At 73.5% G+C, this 20,124-nt stretch carries 17 protein-coding genes and 2 pseudogenes; 7 read left to right on the forward strand and 12 right to left on the reverse strand.

Features of this window, described 5'->3' with window-relative positions; all coding sequences use genetic code 11:
* Nucleotides 1-331: 331 nt before the first annotated feature.
* Together QFZ71_RS28105 and QFZ71_RS28110 are read left to right on the forward strand one after the other, a co-directional pair.
* Nucleotides 332-2,032: a SpoIIE family protein phosphatase gene (locus QFZ71_RS28105; RefSeq protein WP_307670956.1), complete on the forward strand. Its 1,701-nt coding sequence runs from the start codon at nt 332-334 to the stop codon at nt 2,030-2,032.
* Nucleotides 2,033-2,187: 155 nt separating this feature from the next.
* A complete protein-coding gene (locus tag QFZ71_RS28110; RefSeq protein WP_307670957.1) occupies nt 2,188-2,721 on the forward strand; it encodes a hypothetical protein in 534 nt (177 codons plus the stop codon).
* A gap of 48 nt (nt 2,722-2,769) precedes the next feature.
* Here QFZ71_RS28110 and QFZ71_RS28115 read toward each other — a convergent pair whose 3' ends face one another.
* From QFZ71_RS28115 to QFZ71_RS28135, 5 genes are all read right to left on the reverse strand, one after another.
* Complete coding sequence (locus QFZ71_RS28115; RefSeq protein WP_307670958.1) at nt 2,770-3,174, reverse strand: SHOCT domain-containing protein; 405 nt, start codon at nt 3,172-3,174, stop codon at nt 2,770-2,772.
* Between the two features lie 97 nt (nt 3,175-3,271).
* On the reverse strand, nt 3,272-3,772 hold the full coding sequence (locus tag QFZ71_RS28120) for an NUDIX hydrolase (RefSeq protein ID WP_307670959.1): 501 nt from the start codon (nt 3,770-3,772) through the stop codon (nt 3,272-3,274).
* An 88-nt stretch (nt 3,773-3,860) separates the two neighbouring features.
* Nucleotides 3,861-4,760, reverse strand: coding sequence for a hypothetical protein (locus tag QFZ71_RS28125; RefSeq protein ID WP_307670960.1), 900 nt, complete (start codon nt 4,758-4,760; stop codon nt 3,861-3,863).
* Nucleotides 4,757-5,770, reverse strand: coding sequence for an SPFH domain-containing protein (locus QFZ71_RS28130; RefSeq protein ID WP_307670961.1), 1,014 nt, complete (start codon nt 5,768-5,770; stop codon nt 4,757-4,759). The genes QFZ71_RS28125 and QFZ71_RS28130 overlap by 4 nt, the downstream gene beginning before the upstream one ends.
* 269 nt (nt 5,771-6,039) lie before the next feature.
* On the reverse strand, nt 6,040-6,669 hold the full coding sequence (locus QFZ71_RS28135) for a TetR/AcrR family transcriptional regulator (protein ID WP_307670962.1): 630 nt from the start codon (nt 6,667-6,669) through the stop codon (nt 6,040-6,042).
* 164 nt (nt 6,670-6,833) lie between these two features.
* On the opposite strand from QFZ71_RS28135, the pseudogene QFZ71_RS28140 reads away from it, so the two are divergent.
* Both QFZ71_RS28140 and QFZ71_RS28145 read left to right on the forward strand, forming a co-directional pair.
* Nucleotides 6,834-7,724, forward strand: a pseudogene (locus tag QFZ71_RS28140) (phosphatase PAP2 family protein); the annotation flags it as partial.
* 117 nt (nt 7,725-7,841) lie between these two features.
* A complete protein-coding gene (locus QFZ71_RS28145) occupies nt 7,842-8,804 on the forward strand; it encodes a DMT family transporter (protein ID WP_307671611.1) in 963 nt (320 codons plus the stop codon).
* 87 nt (nt 8,805-8,891) lie between these two features.
* Here the strand turns inward: QFZ71_RS28145 and QFZ71_RS28150 are convergent, their stop codons facing one another.
* Nucleotides 8,892-9,422 carry a PadR family transcriptional regulator gene (locus QFZ71_RS28150; RefSeq protein ID WP_307670963.1) on the reverse strand — a complete coding sequence of 177 codons (531 nt, stop codon included), beginning with the start codon at nt 9,420-9,422 and terminating at the stop codon, nt 8,892-8,894.
* A 66-nt stretch (nt 9,423-9,488) separates the two neighbouring features.
* Nucleotides 9,489-11,504, reverse strand: coding sequence for an NADPH-dependent 2,4-dienoyl-CoA reductase (locus tag QFZ71_RS28155; protein WP_307671612.1), 2,016 nt, complete (start codon nt 11,502-11,504; stop codon nt 9,489-9,491).
* A 225-nt stretch (nt 11,505-11,729) separates the two neighbouring features.
* Between QFZ71_RS28155 and QFZ71_RS28160 the strand changes: the two genes are divergently transcribed.
* Nucleotides 11,730-12,257, forward strand: a complete 528-nt coding sequence (locus tag QFZ71_RS28160) for a DoxX family protein (RefSeq protein WP_307670964.1) — start codon at nt 11,730-11,732, stop codon at nt 12,255-12,257.
* 36 nt (nt 12,258-12,293) lie between these two features.
* Here the strand turns inward: QFZ71_RS28160 and QFZ71_RS28165 are convergent, their stop codons facing one another.
* The 3 genes and pseudogenes from QFZ71_RS28165 to QFZ71_RS28175 all read right to left on the reverse strand — a co-directional run bounded on the left by QFZ71_RS28165 (nt 12,294) and on the right by QFZ71_RS28175 (nt 15,741).
* Nucleotides 12,294-14,423: an MMPL family transporter gene (locus tag QFZ71_RS28165; RefSeq protein ID WP_307670965.1), complete on the reverse strand. Its 2,130-nt coding sequence runs from the start codon at nt 14,421-14,423 to the stop codon at nt 12,294-12,296.
* Between the two features lie 140 nt (nt 14,424-14,563).
* Nucleotides 14,564-15,064, reverse strand: a complete 501-nt coding sequence (locus QFZ71_RS28170; protein ID WP_307670966.1) for a MarR family winged helix-turn-helix transcriptional regulator — start codon at nt 15,062-15,064, stop codon at nt 14,564-14,566.
* 93 nt (nt 15,065-15,157) lie between these two features.
* Nucleotides 15,158-15,741, reverse strand: a pseudogene (locus QFZ71_RS28175) (fasciclin domain-containing protein).
* A gap of 219 nt (nt 15,742-15,960) precedes the next feature.
* Between QFZ71_RS28175 and QFZ71_RS28180 the strand changes: the two are divergent.
* Nucleotides 15,961-16,800: a DUF1206 domain-containing protein gene (locus QFZ71_RS28180; protein WP_307670967.1), complete on the forward strand. Its 840-nt coding sequence runs from the start codon at nt 15,961-15,963 to the stop codon at nt 16,798-16,800.
* 5 nt (nt 16,801-16,805) lie between these two features.
* On the opposite strand, the gene QFZ71_RS28185 is transcribed toward QFZ71_RS28180, so the two are convergent.
* Nucleotides 16,806-17,330, reverse strand: coding sequence for a DUF4383 domain-containing protein (locus tag QFZ71_RS28185; RefSeq protein WP_307670968.1), 525 nt, complete (start codon nt 17,328-17,330; stop codon nt 16,806-16,808).
* Between the two features lie 209 nt (nt 17,331-17,539).
* Between QFZ71_RS28185 and QFZ71_RS28190 the strand changes: the two genes are divergently transcribed.
* The gene (locus QFZ71_RS28190) at nt 17,540-18,496 is read left to right on the forward strand and encodes a MerR family transcriptional regulator (RefSeq protein WP_307670969.1); all 957 of its coding nucleotides are present in this window, start codon (nt 17,540-17,542) and stop codon (nt 18,494-18,496) included.
* Nucleotides 18,497-18,573: 77 nt separating this feature from the next.
* Here the strand turns inward: QFZ71_RS28190 and QFZ71_RS28195 are convergent, their stop codons facing one another.
* Nucleotides 18,574-19,782 (reverse strand): cysteine desulfurase-like protein, encoded by a 1,209-nt coding sequence (locus QFZ71_RS28195; RefSeq protein WP_307670970.1) that lies wholly within the window; start codon nt 19,780-19,782, stop codon nt 18,574-18,576.
* Nucleotides 19,783-20,124 lie beyond the last annotated feature (342 nt).

Below are 20,124 nucleotides of genomic sequence, written 5' to 3' on the forward strand. Positions count from 1 at the left end.
CTGGTCGAGCGGGCGGATCGGCCCGTAGCAGGGCGGGTTCCCCCCGTGGAGTGTCCGTAACGTCCGACGCGCCGCGGCCCGCGCGGCCACCGTGGCGTTCAGGGCGGGCCGCCGAGGTGACGCGGGCGAAGCGGTCCGCCCCGGAGTTTCGTGTTAGTAATGTTCCTTCGGTCCTCGTGGCCGGTTGGTCGGCGGCTGTTCGGACGGAAGCAGCTCTCCTACGGTCCCCCGTGCGGCGTTCGTTCTCCCCCGAGCCCCCGGTGGCCGTCAAGGGGCGCGCCTCCGTCCCGCCGGTGCCCATGGGGCTACGTTTTTGAGGCAAGGAGCCGGTGTGGGCGACGGTACGGGCACGTCGACGCAGGTCGTCGTCCAGCAGGAGCTGGCCGCCGTGCTGGACCGTCTCAAGGTGGGCGTGTTCGCGCTCGACGGCCACGACCGGATCGTCTGGGCCAACGCCGCGTCCCTGGCCTTCCTGTCGTGTTCCGCCGCGGAGGTCGTCGGCCGCGGCCTCCGGGCGCTGCTCCACCCGGGCGCCCGGCCCGTTCCCTCTCCCCGGCCGGCCGGGGAGGGCGCGCGGACGCCCGTGGTGACTGCCGAGGACAGGACGTGGCTGGCGCGCGGCGACGGTTCGCCCCTGTCGGTCCGGTGGTTTCCGCTGCCCGTCGATTCCGGTGGCGGTGGCGGGGTGCGTCTGCTCGCCTTCGACGCCGAGGAGGACGCCCCCGGACGCCGCCCCACCGGGCCGTCCTCGTACACGCGGACCCTGTCGGAGCGGGACCGGTTGGCTCTGCTGGCGGACACCACGGCCCAGCTGATCTACAACATCGACGTGGACGAGTCCCTGCGCAGAGTCGTGGAGTTGCTGCTGCCGCGTCTCGCCGACTGGGCGGTCATCGACCTGATCACGGAGACGGACGAGGTGAACAGGTCGCTCGTGCTGCACGCCCACTCCGACGGCCTGGAGGTACGGGAGGACCTGCAAGGGCCCATGCCGCCCGTGCCGGCCTCCTCACCCATGCCGCTGTCCAAGGCCCTGCGCGGGGTGGCCTCCACCATCGCCGGACCGAAGACCTACGACGTACCGCCCGACAGCGAGGTGGCGCTGGAGCAGCGGAAGCTGTTCACGGCGACCGGCATCGAGACGGCGGCCATCGCTCCCGTCAAGGGGCCGAGCGAGGTCCTCGGCGCCATAACGCTGGGGCGCACCGCGGGCGAGGCGCCGTTCACGCCGGCCGACCTGGAGCTGCTGGAGCACATCGGCCGGCGCATCGGCATCGCCCTGGAGAACGCCCGGCACTACCAGCGGCAACGCCAGGTCGCCGCCACCATGCAGCGCTACCTCCTGCCCCAGCTGCCGCGGCTGACCGGGGTGGAGATGACGGCACGCTACCTTCCCGCCCCGGACGCCTCGCACGTGGGCGGCGACTGGTACGACGCCTTCCCCCTCCCCAACGGGGACACCGCCCTGGTCGTCGGCGACGTCGTCGGTCACGACCTGGAAGCCGCCGCCGGTATGGCCCAGCTCCGCAACATGCTGCGTGCCTACACCTGGGCCCTGGACGATCCGCCGCACCACACGGTCGAACGTCTGGACCAGGCCATGGGGCACATCACCGACGTCTCCATGGCCACCCTCGTCCTGGCCCGGCTGACCACCGACCCGGCCGGAGGCCGCATCCTGCGCTGGACCAACGCCGGTCACCCGCCTCCGCTGCTGCTCGACCCCGCCGGCCGGACGCGCTTCCTCAATGACGGCAGGGGGATCCTCCTCGGGGCCTCCGCCAACCAGTCCCGGCCCGATGCCCAGGTGCACCTGCCACCCGGCTCGACGCTCCTGTTGTACACCGACGGCCTCATCGAATCCCGCCGCCAGCCCCTGGACACCGGTCTGGAGCGGCTCAGCGAACACGCGGCCGAGCTCGGGCACCGGCAACTGGACGATTTCGTCGACCAGTTGCTCATGCACTCGCGGCCCGACGACAACGATGACGACGTCGCACTGCTCGCCATCCGCATCCCCCTCACCGCCTGAGCGGCGGTCCGGCCGCCTGCGGCCCGGCGGTGTCCGCTCCCGGCATCTCCCTGCCCGGCGGGCTTCCTCGGCCGACCGTGACCCGACCGGCCCAGGGGCGGCCGGCTGCCTGTCGCTGTACGTGATCGACTCGTGACTCTGGGTATCGTCGGGGCATGGCTGGGACGACACCTCTGGGCGCCGTGGCCCGCGGCGCGCTCGCCGGCGCGGCCGGCACGCTCGCGATGGACGCGCTGTTGTATCTCCGGTACCGGCGCGGAGGGGGCGGGGAAGGGTTCGGCCCCTGGGAGACGGCGGCCGCCGTACGCGACTGGAACGACGCCCCCGCCCCCGCGCAGGTGGGCCGCCGGCTGGTCGAGGGCCTGTTCCGGCGGGAGTTGGACCCCCGGTGGGCCCGGTCGGCCAACAATGCCACCCACTGGGCGTACGGCATGCTCGCCGGCGCGCAGTACGGTCTGGTCGTCGGCTCGGTGGCCAGGCCGCGGATCGGCTACGGGGTTCTCCTCGGCGCCGGGCTGTGGGGTGCCGGATACGTGGTCCTGCCCGCGGCCGGCCTCTACCGGCCGATCACCGAGTACGACCGGGTGACGCTGGCCAGGGATCTGGGCGCCCATCTGCTCTACGGCGTGACCACCGCCGCGGTCTTCGCCGCCCTCGGGCCGGGACGTTCCTCCTGCCGGGCCGGGTAGGCGAGGGGCCGGGGGCCGTCGGGGTGCGGCCGCCGGGCCCCGTACCGCTCAGGCGAGGATCTTCGCCTTCGCCCGTTCGTACTCCTCGGCGTTGATCGCGCCCCGGTCCTTGAGTTCGGCGAGTTTCGCCAGGTCGTCCACGTGGGAGCTGCCGCCGGATCCGTCCTGGGTTCCCGCCGCCTGGCGTACGTAACTGCGGAACGCCGCCTCCGAGTCACTGGCCGCCTTCTCGTCGCGTTCGCGCATGCTGCGCCCGCGGGCGATGAGGTAGACCAGGACGCCCAGGTAGGGCAGCACGATCACGAAGATCAGCCAGCCCGCCTTGGCCCAGCCGTTCAGCGAGTGGTCCCGGAAGAGGTCGGTGATCACCTTGAACAGCAGGAAGAACCACATGACCCAGAGGAACAGGTACAGCATGGTCAGGAAGAGGTTCAGGAGCGGGTAATCGTCCATGGAGCTACTCCGATCGCCTGGATGGTCCCCTATTCATACAGCGGGTCTTATTTGTCCGCATCTGTAAGGGTGGGCACGGCGGTCGGGGGAGCGGCCGTCAGGTACGGCTCCCGCGCCGGGCGATCGGCAGGATGTGCGCGGCCGGGTGGGCGATCCCCAGCTCCGGTCGCCAGGCCGCCAGGATCTGTGCCGACGGGTCGAACAGCGGGGACGGCAGCTCCTCCGGCGCGGTCCAGCGCCAGGCGCTGATCAGGTGCGGCTCGGTCACCTCCGGCGCCCCGGACGCGAGCCGGGCGACCGCTGCCATGCTGACGCGGTTGATCCCGCCGATCACGTCGTGGACCATCGCGATGACGTCCACGGATCCCTCGTCGACCACCAGGCCCGTCTCCTCGCGCAGCTCCCGGACGGCCGCCGCGGCGATCGACTCGTGCGTCGCGTCGACCTTTCCGCCCGGCAGTTCCCAGGTGCCGCTGTGGTGGCGGCCCAGCAGGACGCGCCCCTGGCCGTCCTCGACGATCACCCCCACCCCGAGTGCCGCCTGCGCCGTGGGCGGACGGGTGTTGCGGGCGGGCTCGATGGCGGGGTCGGCCGACATGGCGCTGGATCTCCGCTCTGCGGTAGGGGCGGTGCGTCACGGGTACGCGTACGGACCACCGTAGCGAAGCGGCCCGTCCGGGCGGAGCTCACACCACCAGGCGCAGCGACCTCTCCGCGATGCCGAGCCGTACGCTCTGACCCCAGGTCAGCTCCAGCGCGTCGGCCTCCATGCCGTCCCCGAAGACCACCAGCCGGTCCGACTCCACGGTCAGCCGCAGCCCTTGACCCCGCCCCAGCTCCCCGGCCACCCTCGACGTCCCGGTCGCCGGCGAGGGCCACGCCTCGCGTACGAACCACAGGAGCCGGGCGTCGCACGGCGCGGGCAGGGGGAGGGTGCTGCCGCGCTCCAGCCACAGCGAGCGGAGCCAGCCGGTGGCGCCGGTGCCGGTGCCGACCAGCACCCCGGAGGACGCCTGCGCCTCGCCGGGGGCGCTCCCGCCGTCGTCGCCGAGGCGGTAGCGGGCCGTCTGGTGGCCGGGCGGCCCGAGGTAGATCTCGTTCAGGGCGAGGAGACGCTGGGTGTCGTCGGCGACGGCCTCGACCATGGTCAGCTCGTCCGCCCGCCCTCCGGCGGCGGTCGCGGCGCGCAGCAGGGCCGCCGCGTCGGCGTGGCGGTGGCGGACCAGGACGCCGGGGTTGCGTCCCGGATCGGTGTCGATGCCCACCACCGGCTGCCCGGACAGGTACTTCGCGGTGTTGGCGACCAGGCCGTCCTGGCCGACCACGACCACCACGTCCTCCGGGGCGAACAGGAAGCGGTCCAGGTCGGCCCGCTCCACCCGGCTGGAGCGCCAGGTGAGCGGCACCGCCGCCGCCACCTCGCGCAGCGCCTGCCGGGTGTCCTCGTGGCGGCGGGCCACCTCGTCGATCGAGCGGCCCCGGCTGGACAGGAAGAACGCGGCCTGTCCGTGCGTGCCGTGCCGGGCGAGCAGTTCCTCGTACTCCGTCCGCCGGTGGACGAGCACCGCCCGGGGCGCCAGGCTCACGCTCCGGCCCCGCCTTCCGCGCGGCCGAGCTTGGCGAGCAGGCCGGTGAGGACGTCGGGGGAGAGGGTGAGGCTCTCGATGCGCGGCAGGTTCTCCGCGAGCCGGGTCGCCGCCAGGGCGTGCAGCGTGACCGGATCGGCCTCGCCGTGCACCCGCAGCCAGGCGGCCCGGGCCTCGGCCCGCGCCGCGCCCGTCTCACGTGCCGCCTCGGCCTCCGCGCGGGCCAGGCGCACCGTGCGGGCGGCCTCCGCCTCGGTCCTCACCCCGTCGGCCGCGGCCTTCTCCTCGGCCTCGCGGCGGGCGTTGGTACCCCGTTGATCGACCAGCTGCTCCTCGCGCCGGGCCAGTTCGATCTGGCTGGCCAGCTCGTTCTCGGCGATGGCGCGCTCACGCTCGACCGCCACGGCCCGCCGCTCGTAGGTCGCCCGGTCCGCCTCCTGCTGGATCTGCTCGCGGGCCGGGGTGCGCAGGGCGCGTTCGACCTCGGCCTCGGGGCGGATCGCGACGACGCGCACCGCCACCACGTCGATGCCGGTGGCCGGGAGGCGGGGCTCGGCGGCGAGACCGGTGGCGACCCGTTCGCGTACGGAGGCGACCCCGTCCACCAGGGCGGCCGCGAGCGGGGTGCGGGCCAGGACGTCCAGGGTGTGCTGCTGCGCGGTCTCGGTGAGGAGGGTGGCGATCTGCTCCAGCGGCGCGCCGCGCCAGCTTCCGGTGTCCGGGTCCACGGAGAAGTCGAGCCGGTTCGCCGCCTCGGCCGGATCGCTGATCCGGTAGGTGACGGTGGCCTGCACGGTGACGTCCTGGAAGTCGGCGGTACGGGCGTGGAACGCCATGGCCAGCTCCCGGTCGTCCACCGGCACCTCGGAGAGCGCCGCCGTCAGGGACCGGTACCAGAAGCTGAGCCCCCGACCGTCGTGGGCGAGCACGCCGCGCTTGTGGTGGCGGATGTGGGCGGTGGGCGCGGAGCGCAGATGGCGCCAGCCGAAGCGGCGGGTGATGTCGGCCATGGTGAGGACCCCTTCTATTTCGTCATCACGACGATAAAGGGTGGTTCTTATGGTTTCAAGGTGACGAGAAGGGGGCGTGGGCGTCCCGTCGCTCCCTCGTCCCCGTGGTCCACCGACCGCTTGCCGGGTTCCACGGGGCGGACGGGGAACGCGGACGGCCGGCGGCCTCCGCAGAGGTCGCCGGCCGTCCGGGCGGTGCGCCGCCCCCGTCCCCACGGTGCGGCGCGGGTGGACCGTCCCCATCCGCGGGGGCGGGCGGTCCACGTCTGTCAGGACTCCGGTGTCTCCGCCGGAAGTCCGAGGCTCGGGAGGATCACCTTCTCCACGAACCCGGTCAGGTACGCGGCGTCGGCGTAGCGCCCCTCCAGCAGCGGGCGGGCGCGCATCACGCCGAGCAGCTGGGCCGCGACGAACCCGGCGCCCGGGTGGTCCATCGCGATCTCGCCGCGCTCCTGGCCCCGCCGGACCATCGCGTCGATGGCCGCGACCTCCGGCGCGATCAGCGCTTCGCGCAGTGCGCACAGCAGCTCCGGGCTCTGGAGTGCCGCATGGCTGAGGGCGTGCATCAGCGGGGTGTCGCGCCCCGCCGCCTCGCCGATCGCCCGTGCCGCCTCCAGGAGGTCCCCGGCCAGCGTCCCGGTGTCGATCCTGGGGAGCCGCATACGCCGGGTGCCGCGCAGCGCGGCCACCACCAGCTCGGGCTTGGAGCCCCACTGCCGGTACAGCGTCGACTTCCCGCACCGGGTGCGGGAGGCGACGCCCTCCATCGTCAGCGACTCGTAACCGCTCTCCCGCAACAGGTCCAGCACCGCCGTGTAGAGCTCCTGGGCGCGCTCCGGGGTGATCTTCGACCGGGGGGACGCGAGTGCTGACTCCTGTGCGGAACCGGGCGACGGCATGGGCTGTACCTCCTGCGGCGGTGCGGCGAGGTTCTCGATACGCCAGTGTACCGATACGCGGGTGTACCGATACGCCAACGTATCGGTACACTGGCGTATCGATACGGCATGGATCGAAACGACCGGGCCGTCCTGATACCGCTTCGCATCCAAGGGGGCACCGGGTGGGACTCGCCCGCACGGAGCCCGTGGACCAGGAGCCGGACATACGTGCCCGACCGCCCCTCGTCCGCGAGCTCCTTCTCGTGGCCGGACTCTTTCTGGCCTACAAATTCGGCCGCCAGGCCGCCAACGGTCATGTCGATGAGGCGTTCCGCAACGCGGGGAACGTCTGGGACCTCGAACGCGCCCTGCACCTCCCCGGCGAGGGCGCGGTCCAGGGGCTGCTGCTGCACGGCGCATCCCTGGTCCACGCGGCGAACACCTACTACGCCGCCGTGCACTTCCCGGCCACGGCCCTCTTCCTGATCTGGCTCTACTGGCGGCGTCCCCGCCACTACGTACGGTCGCGCCGCGTCCTCGCCGCGCTGACCGCCGCCGCCCTGGCCCTCCACCTGGTCTTCCCGCTGGCCCCGCCCCGGATGCTGCCGGTCGCCGGCCTCGTCGACACCGGCCAGGTCTACGGGCCGACCGTGTACGGGCAGACGCCCGCGACCGACACGATGGCGAACCAGTTCGCCGCGATGCCCTCGCTGCACGTGGGCTGGGCCGTCATGGTCGCCGTCGGGCTGATCACCGCCACCCGCTCCCGGTGGCGTTGGCTGTGGCTGCTGCACCCGGCCGTCACGCTGCTCGTCGTCGTGGGCACGGCCAACCACTACTGGCTCGACGCCGTCGTCGTCGTGGCGCTGCTGGCCGTCGCGCTCGCCGTGTTCCGGCTGCCGCGGTCCGCCCCGACCGCTGTCGGACCGCGGTCCCGGCCGGGACCGCGGGGGAGCGGCACCGGTTCTCCCGTACCGGCGTATGCGGGCGTGAGCGCGTCGTACGCGAGTGGTGCCCCCGGTGTCCGGGACGTGTGCGACGCCCCTCGTGCCCCGGTCGTCGGCCGGGGAGCGCCGGCCGTCCGGCGCGGTCGCGGGTCCGCTCGCGGCGGCAGGTCCCACGGGGGCCGCCGCCTCCGCCGCCGGCAGGTGCTCCGGACCGTACGCGCACCCCCGGAACGGAGCCGCCCGGTGAACGCCACCCTCCTCGCCGTCGGACTCTCCCTCGTCTCGGCCGCCGCCTACGCGGCCGCCGCCGTGGCCCAGTCCCGGCTGGCCGGCCGCACCGACCCCGCCGCCGGCGTCCTGCGGATGCTGCGCCGGGGCGCCTGGTGGTCGGCGGTCGGCCTCAACGCCGCCGGTGCGCTGCTGCACGTCGCGGCGCTCAACTACGGCCCCCTGACCCTGGTCCAGCCGCTCGGCGCGCTCACCCTCGTCGTCGCCGTCCCGCTCGGCGCGCGCGCCGCCGGGCGGCGGGTCGGCCGGGTCGAATGGCGGGGCACCGCCCTGACCCTGCTCGGCCTCGGAGCACTGCTCCTGACCGCGGGCGGCTCCGCCCCGCACGACACCCTGACCCTCCCCGAGGCGCTCGGCGTCGGCGCGGCGACCATGGCGGTCGTCGCCGGGCTCAGCCGGCCCGGCGCCCGTCCGGGGCTGCGGCACGCGGCGGCCTCCGGGATCACCTCCGGAGTCGCCTCGGCCCTCACCCAGACGCTCACCGTCGCCGTCACCGACCACGGCGGCGGCCCGTTGTTCAGCTGGCGGCTGCTGACGGTCGCGCTGCTCGTCTCGGCCTTCGCGATGGGCGGCCTGCTGCTGTCCCAGACCGCCTACCGGGGCGGGCTCGGCGCGCCGCTCGCCGTGGTCACCCTCGCCAACCCGGTCGCCGCCGCCGCGATCGGCCTGGCCCTGCTCGGCGAGCGCCTGCAGGGCGGACCGGTCAGCCTGGTGGCGGCCGTCCTCGGCACGGCGGGTGCCGTGCGCGGGGTGGTCCTCCTCAGCCGGGCCCAGGCGCGGAACACCGGGCCGGAGGACGCACCCGTGGACGTCGCCCCGGTGGGCCCGGTGCCCGCGCGGACCGTCATCGGCGGTCCCCGGCGCGCGGAGTCCGCGCAGGCCGTTCCCGAACCCCTCCCGGCGCACGCGAGCGGCTGAGCACGGCCGGCGGGCGACGGCCGCCCACGCGGGGGACCTCCGCGCGCCCCCGCCCCACGCGGCGGCGTGCCGCCCCGAGCGGACCGCTCAGCCGTCCAGGTCGGCGATGGCCCGTGTCAGCCAGCCGATCCAGAACGTCTCCAGGTCGATGCCGCCCCGCAGCACCAGGTACCGCAGCCGCCCCTCGTCGGTCGTCGGCGCGGGGGTGAAGTCCCGCTGTTCGATCTGCCGGTACTCCGCGAGCTGGCTCTCGTGCAGCGTCAGATGGCGGCGCAGCTCCGCGCCCATGCCGTCCGCGCCGACGACCGCCGCCGCCCGCATCCGCAGCAGCAGCGGATCGCGGACCGGCTTGGGGTCCTCGGGGAGCGCCACCCAGGACGCCAGCTCCGCGCGGCCGGCGGGCAGCACCTCGTACTCCTTCTTCTGCCCGCGGGCCGGCGCCGCCGCGGGCAGCGCCCTGATCCGCCCGGCCTGCTCCAGCTTCCCCAGCTCGCGGTAGATCTGCTGGTGGGTCGAGGACCAGAAGTAGCCGATCGACCGGTCGAACCTGCGGGTCAGCTCCAGACCCGAGGACGGCTTCTCCAGCAGGGCGGTGAGGATCGCGTGCGGCAGTGACATGGGGTGCATCCTAAGGACGTGCGGGGACCGTGGCGCCCGGCCCGTCGCCGTCGGCCGCCGGGGTGTTCAGAGCGCGGCGGCCAGCTCCGTGCCCTGGCGGATGGCCCGCTTCGCGTCCAGCTCGGCCGCCACGTCCGCGCCGCCGATGAGATGGACCGGGACGGTGCCCGCGCGCAGCTCCTCGTACAGCTCGCGGCGCGGCTCCTGGCCCGCGCACAGCACCACCGTGTCGACCGGCAGCACCCGGCGTTCACCGTCGACCGTGAGGTGGAGGCCCTCGTCGTCGATGAGGTCGTACGAGGCTCCGGCGATCATCTCGACGCCCCGGTGGCGCAGTTCGGTGCGGTGGATCCAGCCGGTCGTCTTCCCGAGACCCGCGCCCACCTTGGTCGTCCTGCGCTGTATCAGGTGCACCGCGCGCGGCGGCTCGGGACGCTCGGGGGTGCGCAGTCCGCCCCGGTCCCCGTACGCCGTGTCCACGCCCCACTGCCGGAAGAACGTGTCCGGGTCCAGGCTCGCCGCTTCTCCGCCGTCCGTGAGGAACTCCGCGACGTCGAAGCCGATGCCGCCCGCGCCCACGATCGCGACCCGGTCGCCGACCGGCGCACCGTCGCGCAGGACGTCCAGATAGCTCACGACGCTCGGGTGGTCCGTGCCGGGGATCTCCGGGGTGCGCGGCTCGACGCCCGTGGCGAGCACGATCTCGTCGAAGCCGTCCAGCGTCCCGGCGTCCGCGCGGGTGGACAGGCGCAGCTCGACGTCCAGCTCCGCCAGTCGGGTACGGAAGTAGCGCAGGGTCTCGTCGAACTCCTCCTTGCCCGGCACCCGGCGGGCCACGTTCAGCTGGCCGCCGATCGCGTCCGCCGTGTCGAACAGGGTCACCGCGTGGCCGCGCTCGGCCGCCGTCACCGAGCAGGCGAGACCGGCCGGGCCGGCCCCGACCACGGCGACGCGCTTACGGGTCCGGGTCGGGCTCAGCACCAGCTCGGTCTCGTGGCAGGCACGCGGATTGACCAGGCACGAGGTGATCCGGAGGCTGAAGACGTGGTCGAGGCACGCCTGGTTGCAGCCGATGCAGGTGTTGATCGCGTCCGCGCGGTCCGCCGCCGCCTTCGCGACGAACTCGGGGTCGGCCAGGAAGGGGCGGGCCATCGAGACCATGTCGGCCCGGCCGGAGGCGAGGATCTCCTCCGCTACCTCGGGGGTGTTGATGCGGTTGCTCGTCACCAGCGGTACGGAGACCGCGCCGCGCACCTTCTCGGTCACCCAGGTGAACGCGCCGCGTGGCACGGAGGTGGCGATGGTGGGGATGCGGGCCTCGTGCCAGCCGATGCCGGTGTTGATGATCGTCGCGCCCGCAGCCTCGATCTCCCGGGCCAGCGTCACGACCTCCTCCAGCGTGGAGCCGCCCGGCACCAGGTCCAGCATGGAGAGCCGGTAGATTAGGATGAAGTCGGTGCCGACCCGCTCGCGGACCCGGCGCACGATCTCCACGGGGAACCGGATGCGGTTCTCGTACGAGCCGCCCCAGCGGTCGGTGCGGTGGTTGGTCGCGGAGACGATGAACTCGTTGATCAGATAGCCCTCGGAGCCCATGATCTCGACCCCGTCGTACCCGGCGTGCCGGGCCAGCTCCGCGGCCCGGACGAACTCCTCGACGGTCTCCTCGACCTGCTCGCCGCTCAGCGCGTTCGGGGTGAATCCGCTGATCGGGGCCTTGAGCGCGCTCGGCGCCACCAGGTCGGGATGATGGGCGTACCGGCCGAAGTGCAGGATCTGCATCGCGATCCGGCCGCCCGCCGCGTGCACCGCCGAGGTGATCTCCCGGTGCTGCTCGGCCTCCGCCTCGGTCGTCATCTTGGCCCCGCCGGGGAAGGAGCAGGCCCGCTCGCTGGGGGCGATGCCGCCGGTGACGATGAGGCCGACACCGCCACGGGCGCGCTCGGCGTAGAACGCGGCCATCCGCTCGAAGCCGCGCTCGGCCTCCTCCAGGCCGATGTGCATCGAGCCCATGAGCACCCGGTTGGGGAGGGTGGTGAACCCGAGGTCCAGAGGGCTCAGCAGGTTCGGATACGGGCTCAGGGGGGCGCTCATGGGGTCTCCTCGGCACAGGGGCGTCGGGTCAGTTGTAGACCACCGCCGAACGCTTATGCAACAAGTTGCACAATGATCTGCGTCGCACCGGGACTCCGGGAACCCCCGGATCGCCTCGTCCGTCGCCCGTACGGCGTAGCCGGCCGCGCCCGCCCGTCGCGCGCCGACGAGAGTGGGACCCGTACCGCACACCCCCTCATCCCGGGAGTCCCCATGGTCTGCGTCAACCGGCGTGATCTCGGCCTGCTCGCCCTGCGCGTCGGCACCGGCGCGGTCCTCGCCGCCCACGGCAGCCAGAAGCTGGCCGGCTGGTTCGGCGGCGGAGGCATCCAGGGCACCACGGCCGCGATGGAGGCGATGGGGTTCCATCCGCCGAAGCGCAGCGCGGTCGCCGCCGGACTCGGCGAGGCCGGCGGCGGCGTCCTGCTGGCACTGGGCCTCGCCACTCCGGCGGCGGGCGCGGCGGCCGCCGGGGCGATGGCCGGTGCGGTGGCCGTGCACGCGCCGGCCGGGTTCTTCGCCCAGGGCGGCGGCTACGAATACCCGGCCTTCCTCGGCTTCACCGCGGCCGCCATCGGTCTGACCGGTCCCGGCCGCTACTCCGTGGACCACGCCACCTGCCATGTCTTCGACCGCCCCTGGACGGTCGCCCTGGCCTTCGCCGGCAGCGCGGTGGCCGCCGCCGCGGTGGTCGGAAGGCGCGCGAAGGGGCAGGCCCAGCGGGAGCCGGAGGAGTTCTGACCCCGGCCGCTCGGCCTGCCCCACGTCCGGCGGGCCCTATCGGGTCGCGGCCGCCCCGGACCCCGTACCGGACGGGGTGTTCGCGCTCTCGCGGCTCAGGGCGCCGGGCCACCATGCCCTCGGCCCGATGTCCCGCACCAGCGCCGGGACCAGGAGCGACCGGACGACCAGCGTGTCCAGCAGGACGCCGAACGCCACGATGAACGCGATCTGGAGCAGGAACGCCAGCGGGATCACGCCCAGCGCCGCGAAGGTGGCCGCCAGCACGACGCCCGCCGAGGTGATGACCCCGCCGGTCGTGGTGAGCCCGCGCAGGATGCCCTCCCGCGTGCCGTGCCGGAGCGACTCCTCCCGGACGCGGGACATCAGGAAGATGTTGTAGTCGACGCCCAGGGCCACCAGGAACACGAATCCGTACAGCGGAACCGACGAATCCGTGCCGCTGAAGCCGAACACATGGGTGAAGACCAGGGACGAGATGCCCAGCGTGGCCAGGAAGTTCAGGGCGACGGTCGCCACGAGCAGCACCGGCATCAGCAGCGACCGCAGCAGGAGGACCAGGATCACCAGGATGATCGCCAGCACCACCGGCACGATCAGCATGCGGTCGTCCTCGGCCGTCCGCTGGGTGTCGTACTGCTGCGCGGTGTAGCCGCCGACCAGGGCATCCGCTCCGGGGACCGCGTGGACGGCGGTGCGCAGCGCGGCCACCGCCTCCTTGGCCCCGTCGCTGTCGGCCGCGTCCTTGAGCGTCGCGTCGATACGGACCCTGCCGTCGACGACGAGGGGCTTGCCGCCCGGCCGCCCGCTCGCGCTCACCGGAGCGGCCGAGGCCACGCCGGCGGTGTGTTCGGCGGCCTCGGTGACCTCGCTCAGGCGATCGGCCGACGCGATGATCACCGCCGGGTTGCCGGAGCCGCCGGGGAAGTGCTCGCTCAGTGTCTCCTGGGCGGCCACGGACGGCGCGTCGTTGACGAAGATCTCGTCCAGCGGCACGCCCTTCGAGGTGAGCGTGGGGGCGAACGCGGCACAGGCGATCAGGATCGCCAGGGTGATCGCCCAGACCTTCCGGGGGGCCCGGTCGACGAGGGCCGCCACCGTGTGCCAGATCCCGTTCCCGCCGGTCGCCGTGTCCTCGGCGGACCTGGGCTTCGCCGGCCAGTACGCGGCCCGGCCCAGCAGCACCAGGGCGGCGGGCAGGAAGGTGAGGGCGCTCAGGACCGAGCAGACGATGCCGATGGCGCCCACCGGACCGAGCGCCCGGTTGTTGGTGAGGTCGCTGAGCAGCAGGGCGAGCAGGCCCGCCGCCACCGTCGCGGCGCTCGCGGTGATCGGACCGGAGGACTCGCGCAGCGCGACCCGCATCGCGGCGAACCGGTCGCCGTGGACGGCCAGTTCCTCCCGGAACCGGGAGGTGAGCAGCAGCGCGTAGTCCGTCGCCGCGCCGATCACCAGGATCGACAGGATGCCCTGCACCTGGCCGTCCACGCGTACGACGTCGTGGTCGGCGAGGACGTACACGACCGCGCAGGCCAGGCCGAGGGCGAAGACCGCGCCGAGGATGATGACGAACGGCAGCAGCACACTGCGGTAGACCAGCAGGAGGATGACGAGCACGGCGATCAGGGCGACCCCCAGCAGCAGCCCGTCGATGCCCGCGAACGCGTCGGACAGATCGGCCTGACTGGCAGCCGGTCCCGCGAGCCGGACCGTCGTTCCGGGCACGGACGCGCCCGCCTTCCCGATCTTCTCCAGCACCGTCGGCAACGCCTCACCGAGGTCGGGGCTCAGTTGCACGATGCCCTGCAGCGCCAGGCCGTCCTCGGAGGGCAGCGCGGGGGAGGGTCTGCCGACGACGCCCTCGCTCCCGGCGAGCGAGGCGAGGGCCCCGGTGGCCGCCTTGCGCTGTGCGTCGCCCACCGGGGCGTCCTGCTGGTCGGAGGTCCAGACGACGATGGCCGGGACGGTCTCGTTCTGCTGGAACGCCTTCTGGGCGTCGATCACCTGTGTGGACTCGGCGTTCCGGGGCAGGAAAGCGGCCTGGTCGTTGGTGGCGACCTCGCCGAGCTTCCCGGCGTAGGGGCCGAGCCCGCCGCCGATGCCGAGCCAGACCAGCAGCAGGACGACGGGGATCAGCCGGCGGAGGGGCCGTGCGGGGGTGGACATGGGTCTCCCGAGGGTGGAGATATCTCAGCAGCTAACAATCTCAATCGTTGAAATAGATTACGGGACGGCGGAGCCGGCGAACCGAACGGGGGCCGCTTCGGTGAGCCGTCCCCTCAGGGGAGGCGCTGGGAGGGGCGATCTCAGTGACGCGCCGGGGGAAGGTCGGCCAGTTCCTCGTTCATCGCGGCGAGGAAGCGCAGGACGGTCGCCAGCTCGCTCTCGCTGAAACGCGCCCTGGCGCGCGCCGTGGCCTCGGCGAGCGGCATGAAGTAGTCGCGGGCGGCGGTGCGGGCGCTCGGCTCGTAGTACACGTGCACGACCCGGCGGTCGGCGCTCTCCCGTGCGCGCCGGACGTGTCCTGCCCGCTCCAGGCGGTCCAGGCAGGCCGTCACCGCACCCGAGGTGAGGCCCAGGTGCTCACGCAGTGCCCCCGGCGTGAGGGGCGAGGGGGCGTCGAGGATGGCGGCCAGCGCGCTCACGTCCGTGGGATGGAGCTGCTGGTGCGCCGCGAAGCCGTGCGTCATCCGGTTGATCTCGCCGTTCATCCGGCGCAGCTCGACCGCGAACGCCTGGAGGTCGGCGAGCCCCGCCTCGGGTGGTGAGGCGGGGCTCCGGGGCGTTCGGTCGTCGGCGCTGGTCACGCCTTCAGCGTATAGAACCTTCGCCCGCGGGCCGCGCCCGGACCGGCGTGCGATCGGGGCGCGGAGCCTCGTGGACGGGCGGGTTCACGGCCGTCAGGAGGACGGTGGCATGAGGACCGTGTCGACCAGGTTGACCGTGGCGTTGGCCGTCGGCACACCGCCGCAGACGATCTTCGAGGAGTCGTTGACCGTGAACCGGGTGCCTGAGCCCTTCGTCATGAGGTCGCTGCCCTCCAGGGTCGTGAACGTGCCCTTCTCCATCTGCTGGGTCGTGACCTTCTCGCCCACCACGTGGTACGTGAGCACCTTGGTGAGCTGGGCCTTGTTGCTGAGGAGCGCGTCCAGATCCGCCTTCGGGATCTTCTCGAACGCGGCATCGGTCGGCGCGAACACCGTGATGTTCTTCGCGTTGTTCAGCGTGTCCACCAGCCTCGCCTTCTTCACCGCGGCGACGAGGGTGGAGAGTTCCGGGTTGTTCGACGCGGCGGTTGCCACCGGGTCCTTCGCCATCCCCTCCAGGCTCCCCGCGCCCTCCTTCGGTACGGAGGAGCAGGCGGGGCCGTACGGTTCGGCGGGCGCCGCCGCCCCGGCCTGCGGAGCGAAAAGAACGCCAGCGAGGCGGGGAAGGCGAGGGCGGCGGCGGCCGCGGCGGTGCGCTGCAGACGGGTGGGCGTCATGTGGTCTCCTCCGGACGTCCCTCGGGGTGAGCGAGGGATGGTGGTCTCCGTCGCTCCCACGTTCCCGCGCTCCCGCCGGATCGGCCTGCCGCGTCGGTTCTGCGTCGAAAGGCCCGGTTGCCGGGAGCGGGAGTGGTGCCGGGGGCGACGGGAGAGAGAGGGGAGGAGTTCCGGCCCCGCTCGTGACATCGAATGCCGGGGCGGGGGCAAGGGGATGACATGAATACCCGTTCAGTAGCAGCGCAGGGACGCGGTCACGCCCGAAGAGCCGCGAACAGCAAGGCGGTCGAGGCAGGTGCCCGCGCGGGGTTCGTCGCCCGCGGCGCGATCTACGCCCTCGTGGGCGCCCTCGCCCTGCGGATAGCGTTGTCCGGCGGCGGGAAACAGGCCGACCGGGGCGGCGCGATCGCCGAGATATCCGAGAAGCCCTTCGGGAAGATCCTGTTGTGGGTCCTCGGCATCGCCCTGGTGGGGATGGCCCTGTGGAGGCTGTCCGAGGCACTGTTCGGCTCGGTGGGGCCGGACGGACACAAGCCGACGAAGCGGGCCATGGCGGCGGGCCGCTTCGTCTTCTACGGATGCGTCGCCTACTCCGTCCTGTCCTTCGCGGCCGGCGACACGGGCAGTGGCGGCGGCTCGTCCGACAAGCAGTCCCAGGACGTCACCGCCATGGCGCTCGGCTGGCCGGGCGGTCAGTGGATCGTCGGGATCGCCGGCGTCGGCGTGGCCTGCGCGGGGCTCTGGATCGCGGTCCGCGCGATGATGCGGAAGTACCGCAAGCACCTGAAGATGTCCACGATGTCCCAGCGGGTCCGGCAGACGGTCGACTTCACCGGCGTCTTCGGCGGCACGGCCCGCGGCGTCGTCTTCGCCACCGCGGGCGGCTTCGCGGTGGCCGCCGCCATCGAGCACCAGGCCGACCGGACCAAGGGCATGGATGACACGCTGCGCTCCTTCGCCGACACCCCGGCGGGCCCGTGGCTGCTCGTGGTGATCGCCCTCGGGCTCGTCGCGTTCGGCGTGTTCTCCTGGGCCAACGCCCGCTACCGCAAGGTCTGAGGGGCTCACCGCCCGAGCATGCCGCCCGCCGCCGCACTCCGGCGGGCGGCGTCGGCCTCCCGCTCGGCCTCCTCCGGGTGGCGGCGGCGCCAGTACGGGTTGTCGTGCGGCAGCCCGCCGGTCACCCGCCCGTACATCCCGAACGTCAGGATCAGCAGCCCCATCACGAAGCTGAAGACGACGTTCGACATGCCGAAGTCCAGGATGTTCGCGGACCGGTCGAGGATGAAGAGGTGCACGAAGCCGCTGAGCACGAACAGCGTGCCGATCGTCATGTTCAGGGTGGAGGCGACGTTGCCGCCCACGACGGCTCCGGCGAGGAGCAGCCCGCCGACCACCAGCGAGATCAGACTCAGCAGCCCGTTGGTGGACAATCCGGCGATGCTCTCGCCACTGGTGTCGAAGAAGCCCAGTTTCCGGGTGAAGCCGAGGATGCCGAAGGTCACCAGGATGGCGCCGCACAGCCCCGCGCCCATCCGGTACACCTTCGCCAGCCGATGATCGACGGGGAGTTCGTCCCTCAGTTTCATGACCGTCTCCTTCATCCCGCACGGGCACAGTCCCTGCGGGCCGGTTCCTGCGGGTGGGGTCCGACCGGTACGGGAGGGCCCGCCCGCACGGCTCGGGCGGGCGCGGTCCCGGAGCGCGGAAACAGCAGCAGATCCACGCCCGGTCCTCAGCGAACAGCTCCGCAGCCCGCCCGGCAACATGCGTCGTTTTCGCATCGTATGGTGGGTTGATGGACCCGACAGGCGACCTGTTGCCCACGGCGCCGCCGGTGGGTGGCCTCACCACCGGCGCGGTGGCCCGCCTCCTGGGCGTCGCGCCCACCACCCTGCGCTCGTGGGACCGCCGCTACGGCCTCGGCCCGGCCGCGCGGGAGGACGGCCGGCACCGCCGCTGGACCGCCGCCGACATCGCCGTCCTGCGGGCCATGTGCCGGCTCACGAGCGCGGGTCTGCCGCCCGCAGAAGCCGCCCGTGCCGTCCTCGCCGGGCAGACCCCTGCCCCGGCCCCGACGCCGGGACGCGCCTCACCGGCTCCCGGACCGCTTCCGCCGGGCCGGGCCCGCCGGGAGTGCCGCGGCCTGGCCCGCGCCGCCGCCCGGCTGGCCGGGCCGGCCATGGACGAACTGCTCACCGCCGCGCTCGACCGGTACGGCCTGCCGGCCGCGTGGGACGAGGTGATCATGCCCGTGCTGCACGCGGTGGGCCGGAGGTGGGAGTCGGCGGGGGAGCGGTACATCGAGGTCGAGCACCTGCTGTCGTGGCACGTCTCCGGCGCGCTGCGCAGAGTGCCGGCGCGGTCGCCCTCTCCCGGCGCGGGCCTCTCCCTGCTGGCCTGCGTGCCCGGCGAGACCCATTCGCTGGCCCTGGAGGCGCTTGCCGCCACCCTGGCCCACCAGGGTCTTCCCGTCAGCATGTTCGGTGCGGCGCTGCCGGTCGAGGCGCTGGTGGAGGCGGTTCGCCGTACCGGGCCGAACGCGGTGGTGCTCTGGGCGCAGTCCCCGGACACGGCTGACGGTGCGACGGTGGACCGGGTGGAGGCCATCGCGTGGGGCGTACGGGGCGCGCGGCGGAGGCCCGCCGTTCTGGTCGCCGGACCGGGCTGGGCCGGACGGCGACCGCCGGGAGCCCGTCATCTCTCCGGGCTGGCCCGCGCCGTGGACGTACTCGCCGCGCCGGTTGCGCGGTAGGCGTGCCCGCGCGGTGGCGCCGGGCCGTCGAGCGCGCCCGATCGTGGTGCGGGCCGGTGCGGGAGCCGGCCGCCGCCTCAGCGCAGGAAGTCCGCGAGCCCTGCCAGGAGCCGGTCCACGTCCTGCGTGTCGTTGTACGCGGACAGCCCCACGCGCAGGCCGCCGGTCTCACCGAGCCCCAGATGGCGGGACGCCTCCAGGGCGTAGAAGGAGCCGGCGGGGGCGTGGACCCCGGAGCGTGCGAGGAAGCGATAGGCGTCGGCCGGGTCCCGGCCTTCGAAGGTGAGCAGCAGGGTGGGGGTGCGCTCGGCGGCCCGTGACCGCACGGCCACCCCGCCCAGCTCGGCCACCTCCCGCTCGACGCGCTCCCGCAGCGCGCTCTCGTGGGCGTCGATCGCCGCGTACGCCGACCGCAGCCGCGCACGGCGCCCGCCCGGCGCGTCGGCCTCCGTGCCCAGACCGGCGATGAAGTCCACCGCCGCGCTGGTCCCGGCCATCATCTCGTAGGGCAGCGTGCCGAGTTCGAAGCGCTCCGGTACGGCGTCGGTGGACGGGGCCAGCTTGTCCGGGTGGAGGGTGTCGAGGAGTTCGGGCCGGGCGGCGAGCACACCGTGGTGCGGTCCGAAGAACTTGTACGGGGAGCAGACGAAGAAGTCCGCCCCGAGCCGTTCCACGTCCACGGTGTGGTGGGCCGTGAGGTGGACCCCGTCCACGTACAGCAACGCCCCCGCCCCGTGCACGAGTTCGGCGATGGCGGGGATGTCCGGACGGGTGCCGATCAGGTTGGACGCGCCGGTCACCGCGACCAGCCGGGTCCGCCCCGTGAGCTGGGCGGCGACGGACTCCGGCGGCAGCTCTCCGGTCGCCGGATCGAAGTCGGCCATCCGCACGATCGCCCCCGCCTGTTCGGCCGCCCGCAGCCACGGGCGGATGTTGGCGTCGTGGTCCAGGCGGCTGACCACCACCTCGTCGCCCGGAGCCCACCCGCGGGCCAGGGTGCGCGAGAAGTCGAAGGTGAGCTGGGTCGCGCTGCGGCCGAACACGATTCCGTCCGGCTCCGCACCCAGCAGATCCGCCATCGCGCGCCGGAATCCGAGGACGATCGCCTCGGCGTTGACCTCCCCGGGCAGGCCCGTGCCCCGGATCGACAGGGGCCCGCTCATCGCCTCGCCGATCGCGGCGGTGACGGAGGCCGGCGTCTGGGTGCCGCCCGGACCGTCGAAGTGCGCCGTGCCGGACCGCAGGGCGGGGAATTGCGCGCGCACCGCGCGGACGTCGTACGACAAGGGGACTCCTCGGTTCGGCCGGACTTCACTGCCGGGCTGCGCGGGGGGCCGGGTGCCGGGCCGCGCGCCGGACTTCGCCGTGATCATCGCAGGGCCGCGCGGGCCTGCGGAAGGAGCGGGGGCCCGGACGAGCGGGTCCCGGCCGGTGGGGCTGCCCCGGTGGAGCGCTCGGAAGACACCCCATTTCGCGCGGGCGCGCCGCCCCCGGATAATGCGTGCGCCTCCGCGTGAATGTCGTGTACCGGGGTGTCGGAATGCGCCGCATCTCGGCATGAAGATAATCCTACGAAAGAATGTCTCGCGCCGGTGAACCCGCCTCGGCCGCACGGTTTTTCGCCGCGG

Source organism: Streptomyces sp. V2I9 (assembly GCF_030817475.1).
Lineage (GTDB): Bacteria > Actinomycetota > Actinomycetes > Streptomycetales > Streptomycetaceae > Streptomyces.